This is a genomic window from Streptomyces sp. NC-S4 (genome assembly GCF_054353315.1).
Genome location: NZ_CM135937.1, coordinates 6924250 through 6941314 on the forward strand (window position 1 = coordinate 6924250; position 17065 = coordinate 6941314).

At 71.7% G+C, this 17065-nt stretch carries 13 protein-coding genes; 8 read left to right on the forward strand and 5 right to left on the reverse strand.

Annotated features, from left to right (window positions below):
• Positions 1–85 precede the first annotated feature (85 nt).
• Positions 86–646, forward strand: coding sequence for a HEAT repeat domain-containing protein (locus ACXNSR_RS31115; protein WP_458638671.1), 561 nt, complete (start codon positions 86–88; stop codon positions 644–646).
• A 13-nt stretch (positions 647–659) separates the two neighbouring features.
• Here ACXNSR_RS31115 and ACXNSR_RS31120 read toward each other — a convergent pair whose 3' ends face one another.
• From ACXNSR_RS31120 to ACXNSR_RS31130, 3 genes are all read right to left on the reverse strand, one after another.
• Positions 660–2063: an acyltransferase family protein gene (locus ACXNSR_RS31120; RefSeq protein WP_458638672.1), complete on the reverse strand. Its 1404-nt coding sequence runs from the start codon at positions 2061–2063 to the stop codon at positions 660–662.
• A gap of 109 nt (positions 2064–2172) precedes the next feature.
• Complete coding sequence (locus tag ACXNSR_RS31125; protein ID WP_458638673.1) at positions 2173–3765, reverse strand: alpha/beta hydrolase; 1593 nt, start codon at positions 3763–3765, stop codon at positions 2173–2175.
• Between the two features lie 112 nt (positions 3766–3877).
• Positions 3878–4909, reverse strand: coding sequence for an Rv2578c family radical SAM protein (locus tag ACXNSR_RS31130; RefSeq protein WP_458638674.1), 1032 nt, complete (start codon positions 4907–4909; stop codon positions 3878–3880).
• Positions 4910–5078: 169 nt separating this feature from the next.
• Here ACXNSR_RS31130 and ACXNSR_RS31135 point away from each other — a divergent pair, with 169 nt between their 5' ends.
• From ACXNSR_RS31135 to ACXNSR_RS31150, 4 genes are all read left to right on the forward strand, one after another.
• Complete coding sequence (locus tag ACXNSR_RS31135) at positions 5079–5522, forward strand: SRPBCC family protein (protein WP_030012423.1); 444 nt, start codon at positions 5079–5081, stop codon at positions 5520–5522.
• Positions 5523–5763: 241 nt separating this feature from the next.
• Entirely contained in the window at positions 5764–6597 is an 834-nt protein-coding gene (locus ACXNSR_RS31140) for a M55 family metallopeptidase (protein WP_458638675.1), read from the forward strand.
• 1 nt (position 6598) lies between these two features.
• Positions 6599–7972 (forward strand): M20/M25/M40 family metallo-hydrolase, encoded by a 1374-nt coding sequence (locus ACXNSR_RS31145; protein WP_458638676.1) that lies wholly within the window; start codon positions 6599–6601, stop codon positions 7970–7972.
• A 13-nt stretch (positions 7973–7985) separates the two neighbouring features.
• Positions 7986–10013 carry a S9 family peptidase gene (locus ACXNSR_RS31150; protein WP_458638677.1) on the forward strand — a complete coding sequence of 676 codons (2028 nt, stop codon included), beginning with the start codon at positions 7986–7988 and terminating at the stop codon, positions 10011–10013.
• On the opposite strand, the gene ACXNSR_RS31155 is transcribed toward ACXNSR_RS31150, so the two are convergent.
• Complete coding sequence (locus tag ACXNSR_RS31155) at positions 10010–10534, reverse strand: hypothetical protein (protein WP_458638678.1); 525 nt, start codon at positions 10532–10534, stop codon at positions 10010–10012. The two genes, ACXNSR_RS31150 and ACXNSR_RS31155, sit on opposite strands and share 4 nt — an antisense overlap.
• A gap of 24 nt (positions 10535–10558) precedes the next feature.
• Positions 10559–11251 carry a hypothetical protein gene (locus tag ACXNSR_RS31160; protein ID WP_458643444.1) on the reverse strand — a complete coding sequence of 231 codons (693 nt, stop codon included), beginning with the start codon at positions 11249–11251 and terminating at the stop codon, positions 10559–10561.
• Between the two features lie 122 nt (positions 11252–11373).
• Here ACXNSR_RS31160 and ACXNSR_RS31165 point away from each other — a divergent pair, with 122 nt between their 5' ends.
• Genes ACXNSR_RS31165 through ACXNSR_RS31175 form a run of 3 tightly spaced genes read left to right on the forward strand, consistent with a single transcriptional unit; the run spans position 11374 to position 17063 of the window.
• Entirely contained in the window at positions 11374–11823 is a 450-nt protein-coding gene (locus ACXNSR_RS31165) for an SseB family protein (protein ID WP_458638679.1), read from the forward strand.
• A complete protein-coding gene (locus tag ACXNSR_RS31170; RefSeq protein WP_458638680.1) occupies positions 11823–12389 on the forward strand; it encodes a hypothetical protein in 567 nt (188 codons plus the stop codon). The genes ACXNSR_RS31165 and ACXNSR_RS31170 overlap by 1 nt, the downstream gene beginning before the upstream one ends.
• Positions 12390–17063, forward strand: coding sequence for a putative T7SS-secreted protein (locus ACXNSR_RS31175; RefSeq protein ID WP_458638681.1), 4674 nt, complete (start codon positions 12390–12392; stop codon positions 17061–17063).
• The last annotated feature ends 2 nt before the right edge of the window (positions 17064–17065 follow it).

The following is a 17065-nucleotide window of genomic DNA, read 5'->3' on the forward strand; positions in this document are numbered from 1 at the left end:
CCGATCATCGATCATCGATCAACCGGCTGTCTCCGATGTCCGGAAACCCGGCACGGCGACCGCTGTGTCCCCCTAGGGTGGCCGGGTGAACGACGTGCTGGAACGCCTGCGGGCGGAGGCGGGAACGGCACCCGAGTACGAGGTGCTGCTCACGGCCGCCCCCGACGCGCTCGCCGCCTCCCTGACCTCGGCCGGGCTGCCCCTGTGGGCCCGCGAACTGGCCGCGTACCGGCTGGGACTCGCGGGGGACCGCCGCGCCTTCGAATCCCTCGTCCTGCTCCTCAACCACCGGGACCCGGCCCGCTGCGCGGCCGCCGCCGAGGCGCTGGCCGTCCTGGACGACCCACGCACCGCCCGCGCGGCGGCGGCCCTCGCCACCAATGCCCTGCGCACCGCCTACGCCCAGCAGCCCGTGCGGCTGCTCACCGCGCTGCGCGCCCCCGAGTCCGTACCGGCCCTGATGGCCACCCTGTCGCGCCTGCTGTCCCCGCACGACCCGTACTGGCGGGTGGCGCTGGCCTGCGTCGAGGGCCTCGGCGTCCTCGCCGACCCGCGCGCCCGTGAACTGCTCGTCCACGCCCAGTCCCACCCCCGCCTCGCGGTCGCGGCGACGGAGGCCCTGAACAGGCTGCGCGGGCCGGACTGACGCGCCCGGTCCCTCAGCCGGAGACCGAAGCCCTCTCGCCCGGCACCCGGTCGTCCGCCGCGGCCTCCGGCCGCCGGTGCGCGACCGCGTCGGGAGCGGCGGGCGGGACCGCGCCGGCGCCCGGCCGGCGGCGCCGCGCCGCCTGCTGGACCCGCCGGCCCAGGTTCTGCGCCGGCAGCTCGACCAGGCGGTACATCAGCCAGCTCATGAGCATCAGCACGCCGAGGAAGATCCCCGTCCAGGCGAACCTCCCGAGCGTGGACTCCGGCAGCGGCGGAACCCCCAGCGGCGGACCGACCGTGCGCATCAGCGGGATGTGCAGCAGGTACATCGAGAAGCTGATGGCGCCGAGCCAGGTCATCGGCTTCGGGAAGCGCCGCTCCCGCAGCAGGAAGAAGAAGCCGAACACGATCCAGGCCCCGAGGTAGGCCAGCGACCAGGCCTTCCAGCCGGAGGTCCAGGTGTGCTCCTCGATGCCGTTGCGGTTGTAGAGCCATCCGACGAGCACGCCCGCGGCGATCACGAACCCACAGGCGAGCAGCGCCGGAACCCGGCGGATCGTGCCGTGCTGCGCCCGGTACACGGCGGTGCCGGCGAACATGGTCGCGAAGATCATCAAGGTCTCGAACGCGACGGCCCGGCCGTTGAGCGTGGCCAGCACCAGGCCGACGGTGCCGAGCAGCAGCGCCCCCGCCGAGGTCGCCCGGCGGTTGCCGCCGAGCACGCCCCAGAAGCCCACGAGGACGAGCGGCGTGACGATCAGCAGGAGCTGGCGGACCGAGAAGAACTCCCGCAGCAGCAGGGCGGGGGCCAGGGCGGTGCCGACCAGCAGCGCGGCACCGGCGAAGCCGACGGCGATCGGCGCGCTGTGCCGGTGCAGGTTCCGGGTGAACAGGGCCGTGACGAGGAAGTAGAAGACCATCTCGAAGCAGAGCGTCCACGTGACGTTCATGCCGTTGATGACGCCGAGCATGTCCTGGAGCATCAGGCCGTTCGCCACGAGCGAGGCGAGGTCGTCGTTGGTGCGCAGCAGCGCGATCGAGCCGTCCCCGGCCGGGAGCATCAGGATCGAGACGGCGAAGGCGACGATGACGGCCGGGTAGATGCGGAAGAGCCGGCCGATCCAGAAGCCGCGGACGTCGCCCCGGCGCTCAAGGGAGGCCGGGATGATGTAACCGCTGACGATGAAGAAGAGCATGACCCCGAAGATGCCGAGGTCGAGGTTTCGCCAGACCAGCCCGCCGAAGGGGAGCATCCGCAGCACGTCGAAGTGGTGCAGGACCACGATCAGGGCGGCGAGGCCGCGCAGCGCGTCCAGCCAGCCGAGCCGGGCGCCGGCGGCCGAGGTGCTGGGGGTCGGGGTGCCCGGGGCCGCTGCGGCCGCGCGTCGGGCGAAGGGGGGTATCAGCTTCTTCACCGCTGGGACCTTAGCCGATGTCCGCCCGTCCCGTCCGCGTGCGCAAGGGCGTTGGGGACGGGACGGGCGAAATCAGGTCAAAACGGCACGATAGGCCTCGATTCGAGGCCTATCCCCGGAAGCCGAGCAGGCCGTGCAGGGCCGCGCCGCCCGCGGAGGCGGGTACGGCGCGCGTCGCCGTGGTCGGCTTCGGGGCCGCCTGGGCGGGGCAGGTGGCGTCCGTGGCCCTGCCCGTCGTCAGGTAGGCAGCCACCTTCTCGTCCAGGCACTTGTTGCCGCTCAGGGCGATGCCGTGGTTGCCGCCGCCCTCCTCCACCACCAGGGCCGAACCCGACAGCTTCTCCCGCATGCTGAGCGCCCCCTCGAAGGGGGTCGCCGCGTCGTCCGTCGCCTGGAGCAGCAGGGCGGGCGGGAGGTCCGCGTTGGTCACGTCCGGGGCGTCGAGCGGCTCCGTCGGCCAGAACGCGCACGGAGCGTTGTACCAGGCGTTGTTCCAGGTCATGAACGGTGCCTTGGCATGGGTGCGCCACATGTCCGCGCGCCACTGGTTCCAGTCCTTCGGCCAGGCCGAGTCCCGGCACTGGACCGCCGTGTAGACGCTGTAGCCGTTGCCCGCGGACGGTTCCACCGCGCCGAACCGCTCGTAGGCGGCCACCAGCGGCTTCGGGTCCTTGGCCACCGCGTACGCGGCGAAGGCCTCGGCCAGGTTCGGCCAGTAGCCGTTGTAGTACCCGCCCGGCATGAAGGTGTCCTCCAGCTCCGCCGGCCCCACCTTGCCTCCCGCCGGACTCTCGCGCAGCGCGTCCCGCATCGCGTACCAGGCCTTCTCGACCGCCGCCGGGTCGGTGCCCAGCTTGTAGGTGGCGTCGTACTGGGCCACCCAGGCCAGGAAGGCCTTGTGGCGGGCGTCGAAGGCGAGGTCCTGGGCGAGGTTGTCCTCGTACCAGACCCCGCCCGGGTCGACCACGGAGTCCAGGACCAGCCGGTGCACGCGGCCCGGGTGGAGCTTGGCGTACACCGCGCCCAGGTAGGTCCCGTACGAGTAGCCGAAGTAGCTGATCCGCTCCGCGCCGAGAGCGCCGCGCAGGGCCTCGATGTCCCGGGCGGCCGAGACGGTGTCGATGTACGGCAGCACGTCCGCGTGCTTGGCCCCGCAGGACTCGGCGAAGGAGCGCACCCGGTCCAGGTTGGCCCGCTCGGTGGCCCGGTCCATGGGGACGGAGTCCGGCCGGGCGGGCTTGAAGTGCCCGGTCGCGCAGTCCAGGGCGGGCTCGCTCCTGCCGACGCCCCGGGGGTCGAAGCCGATCACGTCGTACTGGGCGGCCACCTCCTTGGGCAGGGCGGAGGCGATGTAGCCGGCCAGGCTGCGGCCGCTGCCGCCCGGGCCGCCCGGGTTGACCAGCAGCGGGCCCTGGGAGGTGGGGCCGGTGTGCGGGACCCGGGTCAGCGCGAGGGTGATCTGCCGGCCGTCCGGACGGGCGTGGTCGAGGGGCACCTTGAGGGACGCGCACTGCAGCGTGGGGTACCGCGGGGTGGTGCAGTCGGTCCAGCGCAGCGCCGCCCGGGCCGGCGCCGGGGCGCCCGGATCGGCCGGGGCGGCGGGCGCGGCCGTCACCGGGCTCGCGAGGGCGGCGGCGACGGTGGCGGCGACGGTGGAGATCGACAGCAGGACAGCGGTGCGCTTCTTCAAGGGGTGGAGCATGGGGCCTCCCAGCCGAGGGTTCTGGGCGGAATCGTCCCGGAAACCACGCCTGGAAGGCGGGATTGGGCCGCCGATTGGCCCGATGTGATGACCGTGCAGGCGGCGCGGGCCGTCACAGGAGGCTGAGCTGCGTGGCCCCGGCGGGTGCGGAGCCGTCCGGCCGCTCCGGTGCGACGATCTTGCGGGCCTCGCCCCGCCGGGCCGGTCCGATGCCGAATTCGGCCGCCAGTTCGTGGACTTGGCGGGTGATCCGGCGCTGGTACCAGGTGGGCGCGTACGACCCGCCCGCGTACATCCGCTCGTACCGGGGGACCAGGTGGGGGTGGTGGGTGCCCAGCCAGGCCGTGAACCACTCGCGCGCCCCGGGCCGCAGATGGAGTACCAGGGGTGTCACGGAGGTCGCGCCGGCCGCGGCCACGGCCCGTACGGTCGCCCGCAGCTGCTCCGGGGAGTCCCCGAGGAAGGGGATCACCGGGGCCATCAGCACTCCGCACTCGATCCCGGCGTCGGTGAGCGCCCGTACGGCGGCGAGCCGGGCGGCGGGGGAGGGGGTGCCGGGCTCGACGGTCCGCCAGAGCCCGGTGTCGGTGAAGCCGACCGAGACCGAGATGCCGACCTCGGTGACCTCGGCGGCCTCCCGCAGCAGGGGCAGGTCGCGCAGGATCAGCGTGCCCTTGGTGAGGATCGAGAAGGGGTTGGCGCGGTCGCGCAGGGCCTCGATGATCCCGGGCATCAGCCGATAGCGGCCCTCGGCCCGCTGGTAGCAGTCGACGTTGGTCCCCATGGCGAGGTGCGCGCCGCTCCAGCGGGGCGAGGCGAGCTCGCGGCGCAGCAGCTCGGGGGCGTTGGTCTTGACGACGATCTGCGAGTCGAAGCCGATGCCGGTGTCGAGGTCGAGGTAGCTGTGCGTCTTGCGCGCGAAGCAGTACACACAGGCGTGGCTGCAGCCTCTGTACGGGTTCACGGTCCATTCGAACGGCATGCGGGAGGCGCCGGGCACGCGGTTGACGATCGACCGGGCGCGTACCTCGTGGAAGGTGATCCCCCGGAACTCGGGGGTGTCGATGGTCCGGGTCACGACGGCGTCGGCCCCGAAGAGCCCGGCGGGGCCGCCGGAGCCCGCGGTCAGATTCTCCGCGCGCATGGTGCCTCCTCGGTGGTTCGCCCCGGAGAATAGAACAAATGTTCCCATGATCGTGCGGGGAACTCCGTGCGCACCCGTGGAGGTGGCTTCGGGCACCGGATTTGGGCGCCCGGCCCGGAGGTGGTTGGCTTCGCCGTGACGAGCGATCACAACTGCTGGAGGAACAGCTATGGCGCAGGTCGAGGCCACCACGGAGCGGATCATCGCGGCCGACGCGGAGACCGTGTTCGACGCGCTGGCGGACTACACCGGGACCCGCGGGAAGCTGCTGCCCGAGCACTTCAGCGAGTACGAGGTGCGCGAGGGCGGTGACGGCGAGGGCACCCTGGTGCACTGGAAGCTCCAGGCCACCAGCAAGCGCGTGCGCGACTGCCTGCTGGAGGTCAGCGAGCCCACCGACGGCGAGCTGGTGGAGAAGGACCGCAACTCCTCCATGGTCACCACCTGGCGGGTCACCCCGGCCGGTGAGGGCAAGTCCAAGGCCGTGGTCACCACCGTCTGGAACGGCGCCGGCGGCATCGGCGGCTTCTTCGAGCGCACCTTCGCGCCCAAGGGCCTCGGCCGGATCTACGACACCGTGCTGGAGAACCTGGCCACCGAAGTGGAGCGCTGAGCAACGGCGTTGACGGGTGGGGCCGGGCCGGCGGCCTCACCGGATCGGGTGAACCCGCGGCGCCCGCGGACCGCAGTTCCCGGGACGTCGCTCCCGGGGCGGCGCGCGCCGGCGGGTCGCGCACGGGGGCCGCGCCCGGGGCCGCGCACCGCGCGCCGCGCCGGAGCGCGAGCCCCACGGCCGCCGGGGGTCGCGGCGGCTAGGGTGGCACCCTGAGCGCAACCGACCGCCCGGGGGCCCGATGAAGATCCTCATCTCCGCCGACATGGAAGGCGCCACCGGCGTCACCTGGCCCGCGGACGTGCTGCCCGGAACCCCGCAGTGGGAACGCTGCCGCGCGATGTTCACCTCCGACGTCAACGCCGCCGTACTCGGCTTCTACGACGGCGGAGCCGACCAGGTCCTCATCAACGAGGCGCACTGGACCATGCGCAACCTGCTGCTGGAGAAGCTCGACGCCCGCGCCGAGATGATCACCGGCCGCCACAAGACCCTCTCCATGGTCGAGGGCGTCCAGCACGGCGACGTCGACGGCATCGCCTTCGTCGGCTACCACACCGGAGCCGGCTCCGAGGGGGTCCTCGCCCACACCTACCTCGCCAACTCCATCACCGGGGTCTGGCTCAACGGGACGCGCGCCGGCGAGGGCCTGCTCAACGCGCACGTCGTCGCCGAGTTCGGGGTCCCCGTCATCCTGGTCACCGGCGACGACCTCACCTGCGTGGACGCCGCCGGATACGCCCCCGCGGCCGCCACCGTCGCCGTCAAGGACCACGTCTCGCGCTACGCCGCCGTGTGCCGCACCCCCGCCCGTACCGCCGCCGACATCCGGGCCGCGGCCAAGGAGGCCACCGCCCTGGCCGTACGCCACGACCCGGTCCGCGGCGGCCCCTTCACCGTGGAGCTCGAGTTCGACGCCGCGCACCTGGCCATGTCCGCCACGGTGGTCCCCGGTGTGGAGCGGTCCGGGGAGCGCAGGGTCGCGTACACCACCGAGACCATGTACGAGGGGATCCGGGCCTTCAAAGCGGTCACGACGGTCGTCTCGGCGGCCGTGGAGGAGCAGTATGGCTGACATGCGCGCAATCAACGCCGAGATCCCCACCGGTGCACGCGCCGGTGCCGTCGACGTGGTGGACCCGGTGGCGCTCGACGAGGCCGTCGAGTTCACCTCCGGCCTCATCAGGATCGACACCACCAACCGGGGCGGCGGTGACTGCCGCGAGCGCCCCGCCGCCGAGTACGTCGCCGAGCGGCTCGCCGCCGCCGGCCTGGAGCCGCTCCTGCTGGAGCGCACCCCCGGCCGCACCAACGTCGTCGCCCGGATCGAGGGCACCGACCCCACCGCCGAGGCCCTCCTCGTCCACGGCCACCTCGACGTGGTCCCCGCCGAGGCCGCCGACTGGAGCGTGGACCCCTTCTCCGGCGAGGTGCGCGACGGCGTGGTCTGGGGACGCGGCGCCGTCGACATGAAGAACATGGACGCGATGGTGCTGGCCGTCGTACGGGCCTGGGCGCGCGCGGGAGTGAGACCGCGCCGGGACATCGTGATCGCCTACACCGCCGACGAGGAGGACAGCGCGGTCGACGGCTCCGGCTTCCTCGCCGACCACCACCCGCACCTCTTCGAAGGCTGCACCGAGGGCATCAGCGAGTCCGGGGCCTTCACCGTGCACGGCGGCCCCGGCGGCCGCGCCCTCTACCCGATCGCGGCGGGGGAGCGGGGCACCGCCTGGCTGAAACTGACCGCGCACGGCACCGCCGGTCACGGATCCAAGCCCAACCGGGCCAACGCCGTCAGCCGGCTCGCCGCCGCCGTCGCGCGGATCGGCGCGTACGAATGGCCGGTCCGGCTCACCGACACCGTCACCGCCTGCATCACCGAACTCGCCGCCCTGCAAGGTCTGCCGGTGGACCCGCGGCAGCCGGATGTCGACGTCGACGAGCTCCTCGACGCGCTCGGCCCGGCCGGCGCCCTGGTCCGCGCCACCGTGCGCAACAGCGCCAACCCGACCATGCTCAGCGCCGGTTACAAGCTCAACGTGATCCCCGAGCACGCCACCGGGTACGTCGACGGCCGGACCGTGCCGGGCGGCGAGGCCGATTTCATCGCCACCCTCGACGCCCTCACCGGCCCCTACGTGCGGTGGGAGTTCCACCACCGGGAGGTCGCCCTCCAGGCTCCCGTGGACGGCCGGACGTACGGCATCCTGCGCGAGTCCGTCGAACGGTTCGACCCGGCCGGCCACGTGATCCCCTTCTGCATGGCGGGCGGCACCGACGCCAAGCAGTTCTCGCGCCTCGGCATCACCGGCTACGGCTTCTCCCCGCTGAAGCTGCCGCCCGGCTTCGACTACTGGGCCCTCTTCCACGGCGTGGACGAGCGGGTACCCGTCGAAGCCCTGCACTTCGGCGTCCGCGTCCTCGACCACGCACTGCGCACCCTGTGAACGGGGCCCGGTGATGGCGGCGACGACCCGGCCCTACGGCAGCTGGCCCTCACCCATCGACGCGGGCCTCGCCGCCTCCCTCGACGGGCGGCCCGAGTACCTCGGCACGGTCGGCCCCGAGGTGTGGTGGACCGAACCCCGGCCCGAGGAGGCCGGCCGCCGCACCCTGGTGCGCCGCCGCCTCGTCGACGGCGGGCCCGAGATCACCGAACTCCCGGCCCCGTGGAACGTGCGCAGCCGCCTCACCGAGTACGGCGGCCGGCCCTGGGCCGGGACGCAGCGGCCCGCGGGCGGCCCCCTGCTGGTCTTCGTCCACTTCGCCGACCAGCGGCTGTACGCGTACGAGCCCGACGCCCCCGGCGGCCCCGGGCCGCGGCCCCTCACCCCGGTCTCCCGGACCGGCGGCGGCCTGCGCTGGGCCGACCCGGTGCTGCGCGGCGGCGAAGTGTGGTGCGTGCTGGAGGAGTTCACCGGGCCCGCGCCCACCGATGTGCGCCGGGTACTGGCCGCCGTACCACTGGACGGCTCGGCGGCCGCGGACCGCGGAGCGGTGCGGGAGCTGACGCACGACCGGTACCGGTTCACCACCGGGCCCCGGCTCTCCCCGGACGGCCGCCGGGCCGCCTGGCTGGTCTGGGACCACCCGCTGATGCCGTGGGACGGTACCGAGCTGAGGGTGGCCGAGGTCACCGGGGACGGGGAGCTGGCCGACGCCCGGACCGTACTCGGCGGCCCCGACGAGGCCGTCGCCCAGGTCGAGTGGACGGCCGAGGGGACCCTCCTCGCGGTCAGCGACCGCGGCGGCTGGTGGAACCCGTACGGCGTGGACCCGCGGACCGGCTGGGCGATCAACCTCTGCCCGCGGGAGGAGGAGTTCGGCGGCCCGCTGTGGAAGCCGGGGCTGCGCTGGCTCGCACCGCTCCCCGGGGACACCCCGCACCCGCCTGGCTCGGGAGCCGGGCTCGTCGCCGTCCTGCACGGGCAGGGCTCCTCGGTGCTCGGCATCCTCGACCCGGAGAGCGGCGACCTGGTGGACGCCGCCGGGCCGTGGACCGCCTGGCAGCCGACCCTCGCCGTGCACGGAACCCGGGTCTACGGCGTGGCCGCCAGTCCGCGCAGCGCCTACGAGGTGGTCGAGCTGGACACCGCCACCGGGCACGCCCGGGCGATCGGCGGGCAGCGCCCGGACCCGGTGGTCCCGGCCTACTACCCGGAGCCGCAGAGCCGTACCTTCCTCGGCCCCGACAACCGCCAGATCCACGCGCACGTCTACCCGCCGCACCACCCGGCCGTCCGGGCCGCCGCCGACGAACTGCCCCCGTACGTGATCTGGGCGCACGGCGGCCCCACCGACCACGTGCCGCCCGTACTCGACCTGCACATCGCCTACTTCACCTCGCGCGGCATCGGGGTGGCCGAGGTGAACTACGGCGGCTCCACCGGCTACGGCCGCGCCTACCGGGAGCGGCTGCGCGAGCAGTGGGGCGTGGTGGACGTGGAGGACTGCGCGGCGGTCGCCCGCTCGCTGGCCGCCGAGGGCACCGCGGACCCCGCCCGGCTCGCCATCCGCGGCGGCAGCGCGGGCGGCTGGACCGCGGCGGCCTCACTGGCCGCCACCGACCTGTACGCGTGCGCCGCCATCATCTACCCGGTGCTGGACCTGCTGGGCTTCGCCGCGGAGACCCACGACCTGGAATCCCGCTACGTCGACAGCCTGGCCGGGCCGCCCCAGACCCTGGCGGTACTCAACCGCGAGCGTTCCCCGGTGGCCCGGGCCGACGCGATCACCGCCCCGTTCGTCCTCCTCCAGGGACTGGAGGACCCGGTCTGCCCCCCGGCCCAGGCGGAGCGGCTGCTGGCCGCACTGCGGGGCCGTCCGGTTCCGGTGCCGCACGCGTACGTGACCTTCGAGGGCGAGGGCCACGGCTTCCGCCGGGCGGAGACCATGATCCGTGCGCTGGAGGCCGAACTCTCCCTGTACGCGCAGGTCTTCGGCATCGAACGCACCGATGTCCCGAGGCTGGACCTGGAGACCGGCTAAGGGGTGCGCAGGCTCCACCCGACGGAGCCGAGCAGCAGGGCGCCCGGGACGATGCCCCCGACGGTCGCGATGACCGCGAGGGAGGCCCCGCAGGCGGCCAGGACCAGACCGGCGGCGCCGCAGGCGGCCATCGCGGCGGCCAGCAGCCGGAGCGCCGGCATGCGCCAGACGACCGCGAGACCGAAGAAGTGCAGGCCGACGACCAGGGAGATCCAGGCCACCGTGGCCTGCGGGACGTGCAGCACGAGGTTGATGACGAGGATGCCGGCCAGCGCGGCGGCCACCTCGGCGGCCACCACGAGCAGGTAGCCCCGCCCGAACATCCTCGGCGCGGCCCCGCCCTCGCCGTCGGCCCGGGGCGTACGCGACCGCCGCAGTGCGATGAACAGCCAGATGAACGAGGCGATCGCGAGGATGCGCAGGGGAACGGCGGCGGCCGTGGGCAGGGATCCGGCGTTCGCCACGACGAAGACGAGTCCGAATACGGCGCCGATGAGTCGGCTTGTCTGATGGGATGTCACGGCGTCAGTCTCACTCGAAGTCGATCACTGGGCAAAAAGCCAGACCCGCAGCGGGCCGACGGGGGCGAAGCCGCACCGGACCGCCGCCTCCAGGTCCTCCCCGTGCTCGTAGCCGACCACGTCCAGCTCCGGCCACCGGTCGGCGACCGCACCGAGGACACCGGCCCAGGCCGCCCCGAACAGGTTGGAGACACCGACGACGCCACCGCCGGTGCTCGCGACGGCCCCGGCGGTGATCCGGCCGTCGGCGCGCCCGGCCAGGAACACGATCCCCTCGCGGAGCAGGGCCGGCCGGAACGTCCGGTCGTCGCCCCCGTCCTCGTCGAAGGCGGCCTCCCAGGCGGCCAGTTCCCCGGCGTCCGCCACCTCGGACCATTCCAGCCCGGCCGCCTCCGCCTCTGCCGCGGGGAGCGGCGCCCCGGCGGGCCGGTGGATCCACTGCGCCTCGAACAGCACCTCGAAGCCGTCCCCGGCCAGGTCCAGGTCGGCGAAGCTGTCCTTCACCGAGCAGCCGGCGGAACCGAGGTCGACACCCGCGACCACGCCCGCCGCCGGCAGGGCCGGCTCCAGGGTCACGGCATCGGGATACATCGGCGGAGTCCGCCGCGCGCTGGACCAGAGCCGCTCGTCGTCGTACCGCGGCGCCAGCCCGTGCGCACGGCACACCGCGTCGCACCACGCCGCGTTGTTGAGCGCGGCCCTGCGGAGCACTGTCATCCGCGTCGTCTCGTCCATGATCACGCGGCGATGCTGCCACCGCCCGGCGACGGTGTCGACCAATTGTGCGATCAAGATACTGTTCGTCCTTCGTGTGCATCATGCGGAGGGAACACGGCGCAATGGGACTGACCGAACAGATAGCTGGTTACCGTGAAGGCCGGGGGGATCCTGCGCGCCTGGTGGGGGAGTTCCGCCGTACTGCTCTGCTCGTGCCACTCACCGAGGCCGACGCCGATACCGATGCCGAACGTCTCTTCGTTGCCGCCGGTGGTCTGATGTCGGCGGTGACCGGCGGGATGCGCTGGCTGTACGCGTTCACGAACGAGGAAGCGCTGTTCCGGTTCGCGCAGGCGCGTGGTGAGGACGACCGTGAGTGGCCATACCTGACGATGCTCGGCGCGCGGCTCGTGGACGCGGTGGTGCCGATGTCGGACCGTCCGACGGGAGTCGCGGTCGACGTGGCGGACGGCGACGGGTCAATGCTGTTCCCGCCGGTGGCCGGTATCGTCCCGGACGCGGTCGCCGTGGACGTCGATCCGGACGCCGACGGTGGCCGGGTGGTGGCCTGATGGCGGGCGACGGTGACCTCGAGGTCTCCCCGCAGGCGGTCGCCGCGATCCAGAGCGGCTTGCGGGCGGCGATATCGGAGCTGCGTGAATCCGGGGACGCGGCGGGAGCGTCGCAGGGCGCCGGGTTCGAGAACCTGTCGATGACGGGGATGGAGACCGGGCACGCAGGGCTGGCGACGGACTTTGAGGACTTCTGCGAGCGCTGGGAGTGGGGGGTCCGTGCCCTGATCCAGGACGCGTCGACGCTCGCGGGGAACCTGGGGATCGCGGCGGGGACGATGTGGGAGGAGGAGCACTACATCCAGGGCTCCTTCAAGGTCGTCGCGAACGCCGCGTACGGAAATCCGTATGCCAGTGAGGACGAGATCGAGCAGAGAAAGTGGGGCGACATCTTCCGCGCGGATGTCTACAAGCCCGACTACAGCGCCGAGTCGTTCGAGAAGGGTCAGCAGGACATGAAGCAGACCTGGTCGGACACGAAGGACACGGTGACCTCCAACGGGAAGATCGGTTCGCTGAGGGACCTGCTGGACCAGTCCGGCACGGGCAATGGGGGGAACGGCTAGATGGGCTGGCGGGATTGGGTACCGGACTCGGCGGAGGACTGGGTTGAGGACCGTGCCGAGGACGTCGGTGACCTCGTCGAGCGGGGCGGCAACAAGGTTGCTGGCTGGGCCGACGAACTCGGCGTGGACGGTGCGGGCGACTGGCTTCGCGACAAGAGCCGCTCCGCCGCGAACCAGATGGGTGCGGAGGTCGCCGAATTCGAACTCGGGCAGACCGAGGACCCGAAGAAGCTCGTCTACGGTAGCCCTGTCAAGATCCGTGAACAGGTCGCCCACCTGAACGACTTCAAGAAGGCCTTCGAGTCCGTCGGGAACGGCTTGAAGAACCTCGTTGAGCCCGACGGGCTCACGGGCGCGGCCGCCACCGCGTTCCGGGAGTCCGTCGCGAAGGAGCCGCCACGCTGGTTCAACGCGGCCGACGCCTTCGGGAAGGCCGCCGACGCAATGGGCCGGTTCGCCGAGACCGTCGAGTGGGCCCAGGGCAAGGCCAAAGAGGCACTGGACGACTACAACAAGGCGCTGAAGGCCTCCCAGGACGCCTACGACGCGCACGAGAAGCTCCGCAAGACCTACAACGACGCCCTGAAGGCGAAGTCGGAGCACCTGCCGCCGCGACCGTCGGAGACGTACCCCGACCCCGGGGAGGAGATGACCAAGGCCGCGAAGGAGAAGCTCAACAGCGCCCGCACGCAGCGCGACGAGCAAGCCGACACCGTCGCGGCGGCCGTCCGTGCGGCCCGGGACGCGGCCCCGCCCAAGCCCTCGTACGCCGAGCAGCTCAGCGACGGCCTCGACTACCTCGACCTCGCCTCCACCCACCTGGTCGGGGGCGTCCTCAAGGGCACGGCCGGCGTGGTCAACTTCGCCCGCGGTCTGAACCCGCTGGACCTCTACAACCTGAGCCACCCCGCGGAGTACCTGACCAACCTGAACTCGACCGCGGCCGGGCTGGTCACCATGGCCAACGACCCGATGGGCGCGGGCAAGCAGATGCTCGACGAGTTCATGAAGGACCCCTCGGAAGGCATCGGCAAACTCATCCCCGAACTCGTCGGCTCCAAGGGCCTCGGCACCGCCAAGAAGGTCGCCTCGACCGCCAAGCACCTCGACGACGTCAAGGGTCCCGCGCGCCGGGGCGTGGACGACCCCGCCAACCCGTCCCGTACGGAAAGGGCGGCGGAGTCGGACCCGTCGGACCCGATCGACCTGGCCACCGGCGCCATGTATCTGCCCCAGACAGATGTCGTCCTCCCCGGCACACTGCCCCTCGTGTTCCGCCGCAGGGTCGCGTCCGACTACCGCGCCGGCCGCTGGTTCGGTCCCTCCTGGTCGTCCACCGCCGACCAGCGCCTGGAGATCGACCCGGAAGGGCTCGTCTTCGTCTCCGAGGACGGCCTGCTCCTCAGCTACCCCCACCCGGCGCCCGGCGTTCCCGTCCTGCCGACCCACGGGCCGCGGTGGCCGCTCGACTGCGACGCGAACGGGGACTACGCGATCACGGATCCGGACACCGGTCGGGTGCGTCGCTTTGAGACGCGCGATCCGGAAGAGGCCCGGCTCGTCCAGATCGACGACCGCAACGGAAACTGGATCACGTTCGAATACGATGCCGCCTCCGGTGCGCCCAGCTCGATCGTCCACCACGGCGGCTACCGCCTGGAACTGACCTCTGATCAGGGACGGATCACCGCGCTTCACCTGGCCGGTGCCGCCCCTGACGGCCGTGACCAGGAGATGCTGTGCTACGGCTACACCGACGGCCATCTGACCGATGTCACCAACTCCTCCGGTCTGCCCCTGCGCTTCACCTACGACGACCGCGGCCGGGTGACGTCATGGACCGATACCAACGACAGCCGCTACGAGTACGCCTACGACGAGCATGACCGCTGTGTCGCCGAGGGCGGTGCGGAGGGCCACGTCGCGCTCCGCCTGGAGTACGGACACGACCCCGACACGGGCTGGCGTGTCACGACGGCGACCACCAGCAGTGGGGCCGTCCACCGCTACCTCATCAACGAAGCACACCAGATCTGCGCGGAGATCGATCCGCACGGCGAGGTCACGCGCTTCGAGCGCGACAGGTACAACCGGCTGCTGACCCATACGGATCCCCTCGGTCGCTCGACCCGCTTCACGTACGACGAAGCGGGCCGTCCCCTGTCCGTGATACGGCCGGACGGTCGGGAACTGTCGGCGGACTACAGTGCGATGGGGCTGCCAACGCGCATCACCCATCCCGATCGGACGACCGTTCGCCTGCAGTACGACGAACGTGGCAACGGGGTCCTGGTCGAGGACTCGGCTGGTGCCGTCACCCGCTACACGTACGACGAGGGCGGCCATGCCACCGCCGTCACCGACGCGCTCGGCTACACCACCCGGATCCTCAACAACGGCGCGGGGTTGCCCATCGAGGTCAGCGACCCACTCGGCCACACCACCCGGATCGAGCGCGACGGATTCGGACGCCCGACCCTCCTGGTCGACCCCGTCGGCAGCACCACCCGCCTGGAGTGGACACCGGAGGGGCGGCTCACCCACCGTGTCGATGGTGACGCCTCCGAGCAGTGGTGGACCTATGACGGCGAGGGCAACTGCCTGACCCACACGGATGCCATGGGTGCCGTGTCCCGGTTCGAGTACACGCACTTCGACCTCATGACGGCCCGTACCGGCCCCGACGGGGCGCGCCACGAGTTCCTGCACGACCATGAGCTCCGTCTGACGCAGGTGCGCAGCCCCCATGGCCTGACCTGGGACTACGAGTACGACGCGGTGGGCCGTCTGGTGTCCGAGTCCGATTTCGACGGCCGGACCGTTTCGTACGCACGTGATGCTGCCGGCCGGCTCACGGCACGGACCGATGCGGCGGGCCGAGTGGTGCGCTACGTGCGCGATGTGCTCGACAACGTGGTCTCCAAGGAGGCCGACGGCCGTACGATCACTTTCGAGTACGACCTGTTCGACCAGATCACGCACGCCGTCGGACCGGATGCGACGCTCGACGTCATCCGAGACCGCCACGGACGTCTCGACCACGAGACGGTGAACGGCCGGACGGTCCGGTACGCGTACGACCTGCTCGGCCGCCGGGTGAGCCGCACCACCCCCAGCGGTGTCGTCAGCAGGTGGAGTTACGACGCTGCGGGGCGCCGCGTCTCCCTCACGACGTCGGAGCGCGCGGTCACCTTCGAACACGACGCCGCAGGACACGAGAGGGCCCGCCACATCGGGGAGTCGCTCTCTCTGGTGTCGCAGGTCGATGCCATGGGCCGGCTAACCAGCCAGCAGGTCAGGAGCCGGGGCCGCGCCATCCAGCGGCGCGACTACACCTACCGCGCCGACGGTCATCTCGTTGCCCTCGCGGACGATCGGACGGGGACCAAGAGGTTCGACCTGGATCCGGTCGGCCGCGTGACCGCCGTACGGGCCGCGAACTGGACCGAGCAGTACGCGTACGACGAGGCCGGTAACCAGACCGAGGCGCACTGGCCCCGCTCACACGCCGCGCAGGAGGCGACCGGTCGGCGTTCGTACGCGGGTACCGCGCTGATCGAGGCCGGAGGCATCCGCTACGAGCACGACGACCTCGGGCGGGTCACGGTCCGGCGGAAGAAGCGGATCTCCCGCAAGGCGGACACCTGGTGCTACGTGTGGGATGTGGAGGACCGCCTGGCGAAGGTGACGACACCGGACGGCACGGTGTGGCAGTACCTCTACGACCCGCTCGGCCGCCGCATCGCCAAACAGCGACTCGGGGACGACGAGGCTACGGTGGTCGAGCAGGTGGCCTTCACCTGGGACGGAAGCACGCTGTGCGAACAGGTCGCCACCGCACCCGAGCTGCCCCATCCGGTGGCCACCACCTGGGACCACAACGGTCTGCGCCCGCTGGCGCAGACCGAGCGCCTCCTCACGGCGGACGGCGCGCAGGAAGTGGTCGACGAGCGCTTCTTCGCCCTCGTTACGGACCTCGTCGGCACCCCAGGCGAACTTGTCGACGAATCCGGCCATGTGGCATGGCGATCACGCAGCACGATCTGGGGCACCACGACCTGGAGCAGCTCGAGTGCGGCGTACACTCCGCTCCGCTTCCCCGGGCAGTACTTCGATCCCGAATCCGGGCTCCACTACAACTACTTCCGCCACTACGACCCGGAAGCGGCGCGATACCTCACCCTCGATCCCATCGGGCTGGCAGCGGCACCCAACCCGTCAACCTACGTACACAACCCCCTGACCTGGTTCGACCCCCTGGGCCTCGCACCCAAGTACACGCCGCTCCGGGAGGGCTACACCTCCCAGCCGGGATTCGAGAAGGATCCGTACCACCCGGACGTGGTGAAGAACCGCATCGAGGAGATGCGTGATCTCTACGGCATCAAGGACCCCGATGCCAAGGGAATGATCGGGGCCAACGGCACTCAGATCACGAGCAAGACGCTGTGGAACCACGGGCAGTACCGCATCGATGTGGAGAACCCGAATCCCGGCGGACGTCCGGGGCAGCTGCATTTCCAGGACCAGGCCAACAAGACGGAGAAATATCAGTACAATTTTGAGACGGGGAAGTTCGACGGACTTCCGCGTTCCATTGAAAAGGCCGTGGGGAACAGTCCGGGATTCGTCGCCGCAATCAGAAAGGGCCTCGCCGCTCTCGGTGAGGGATAGTC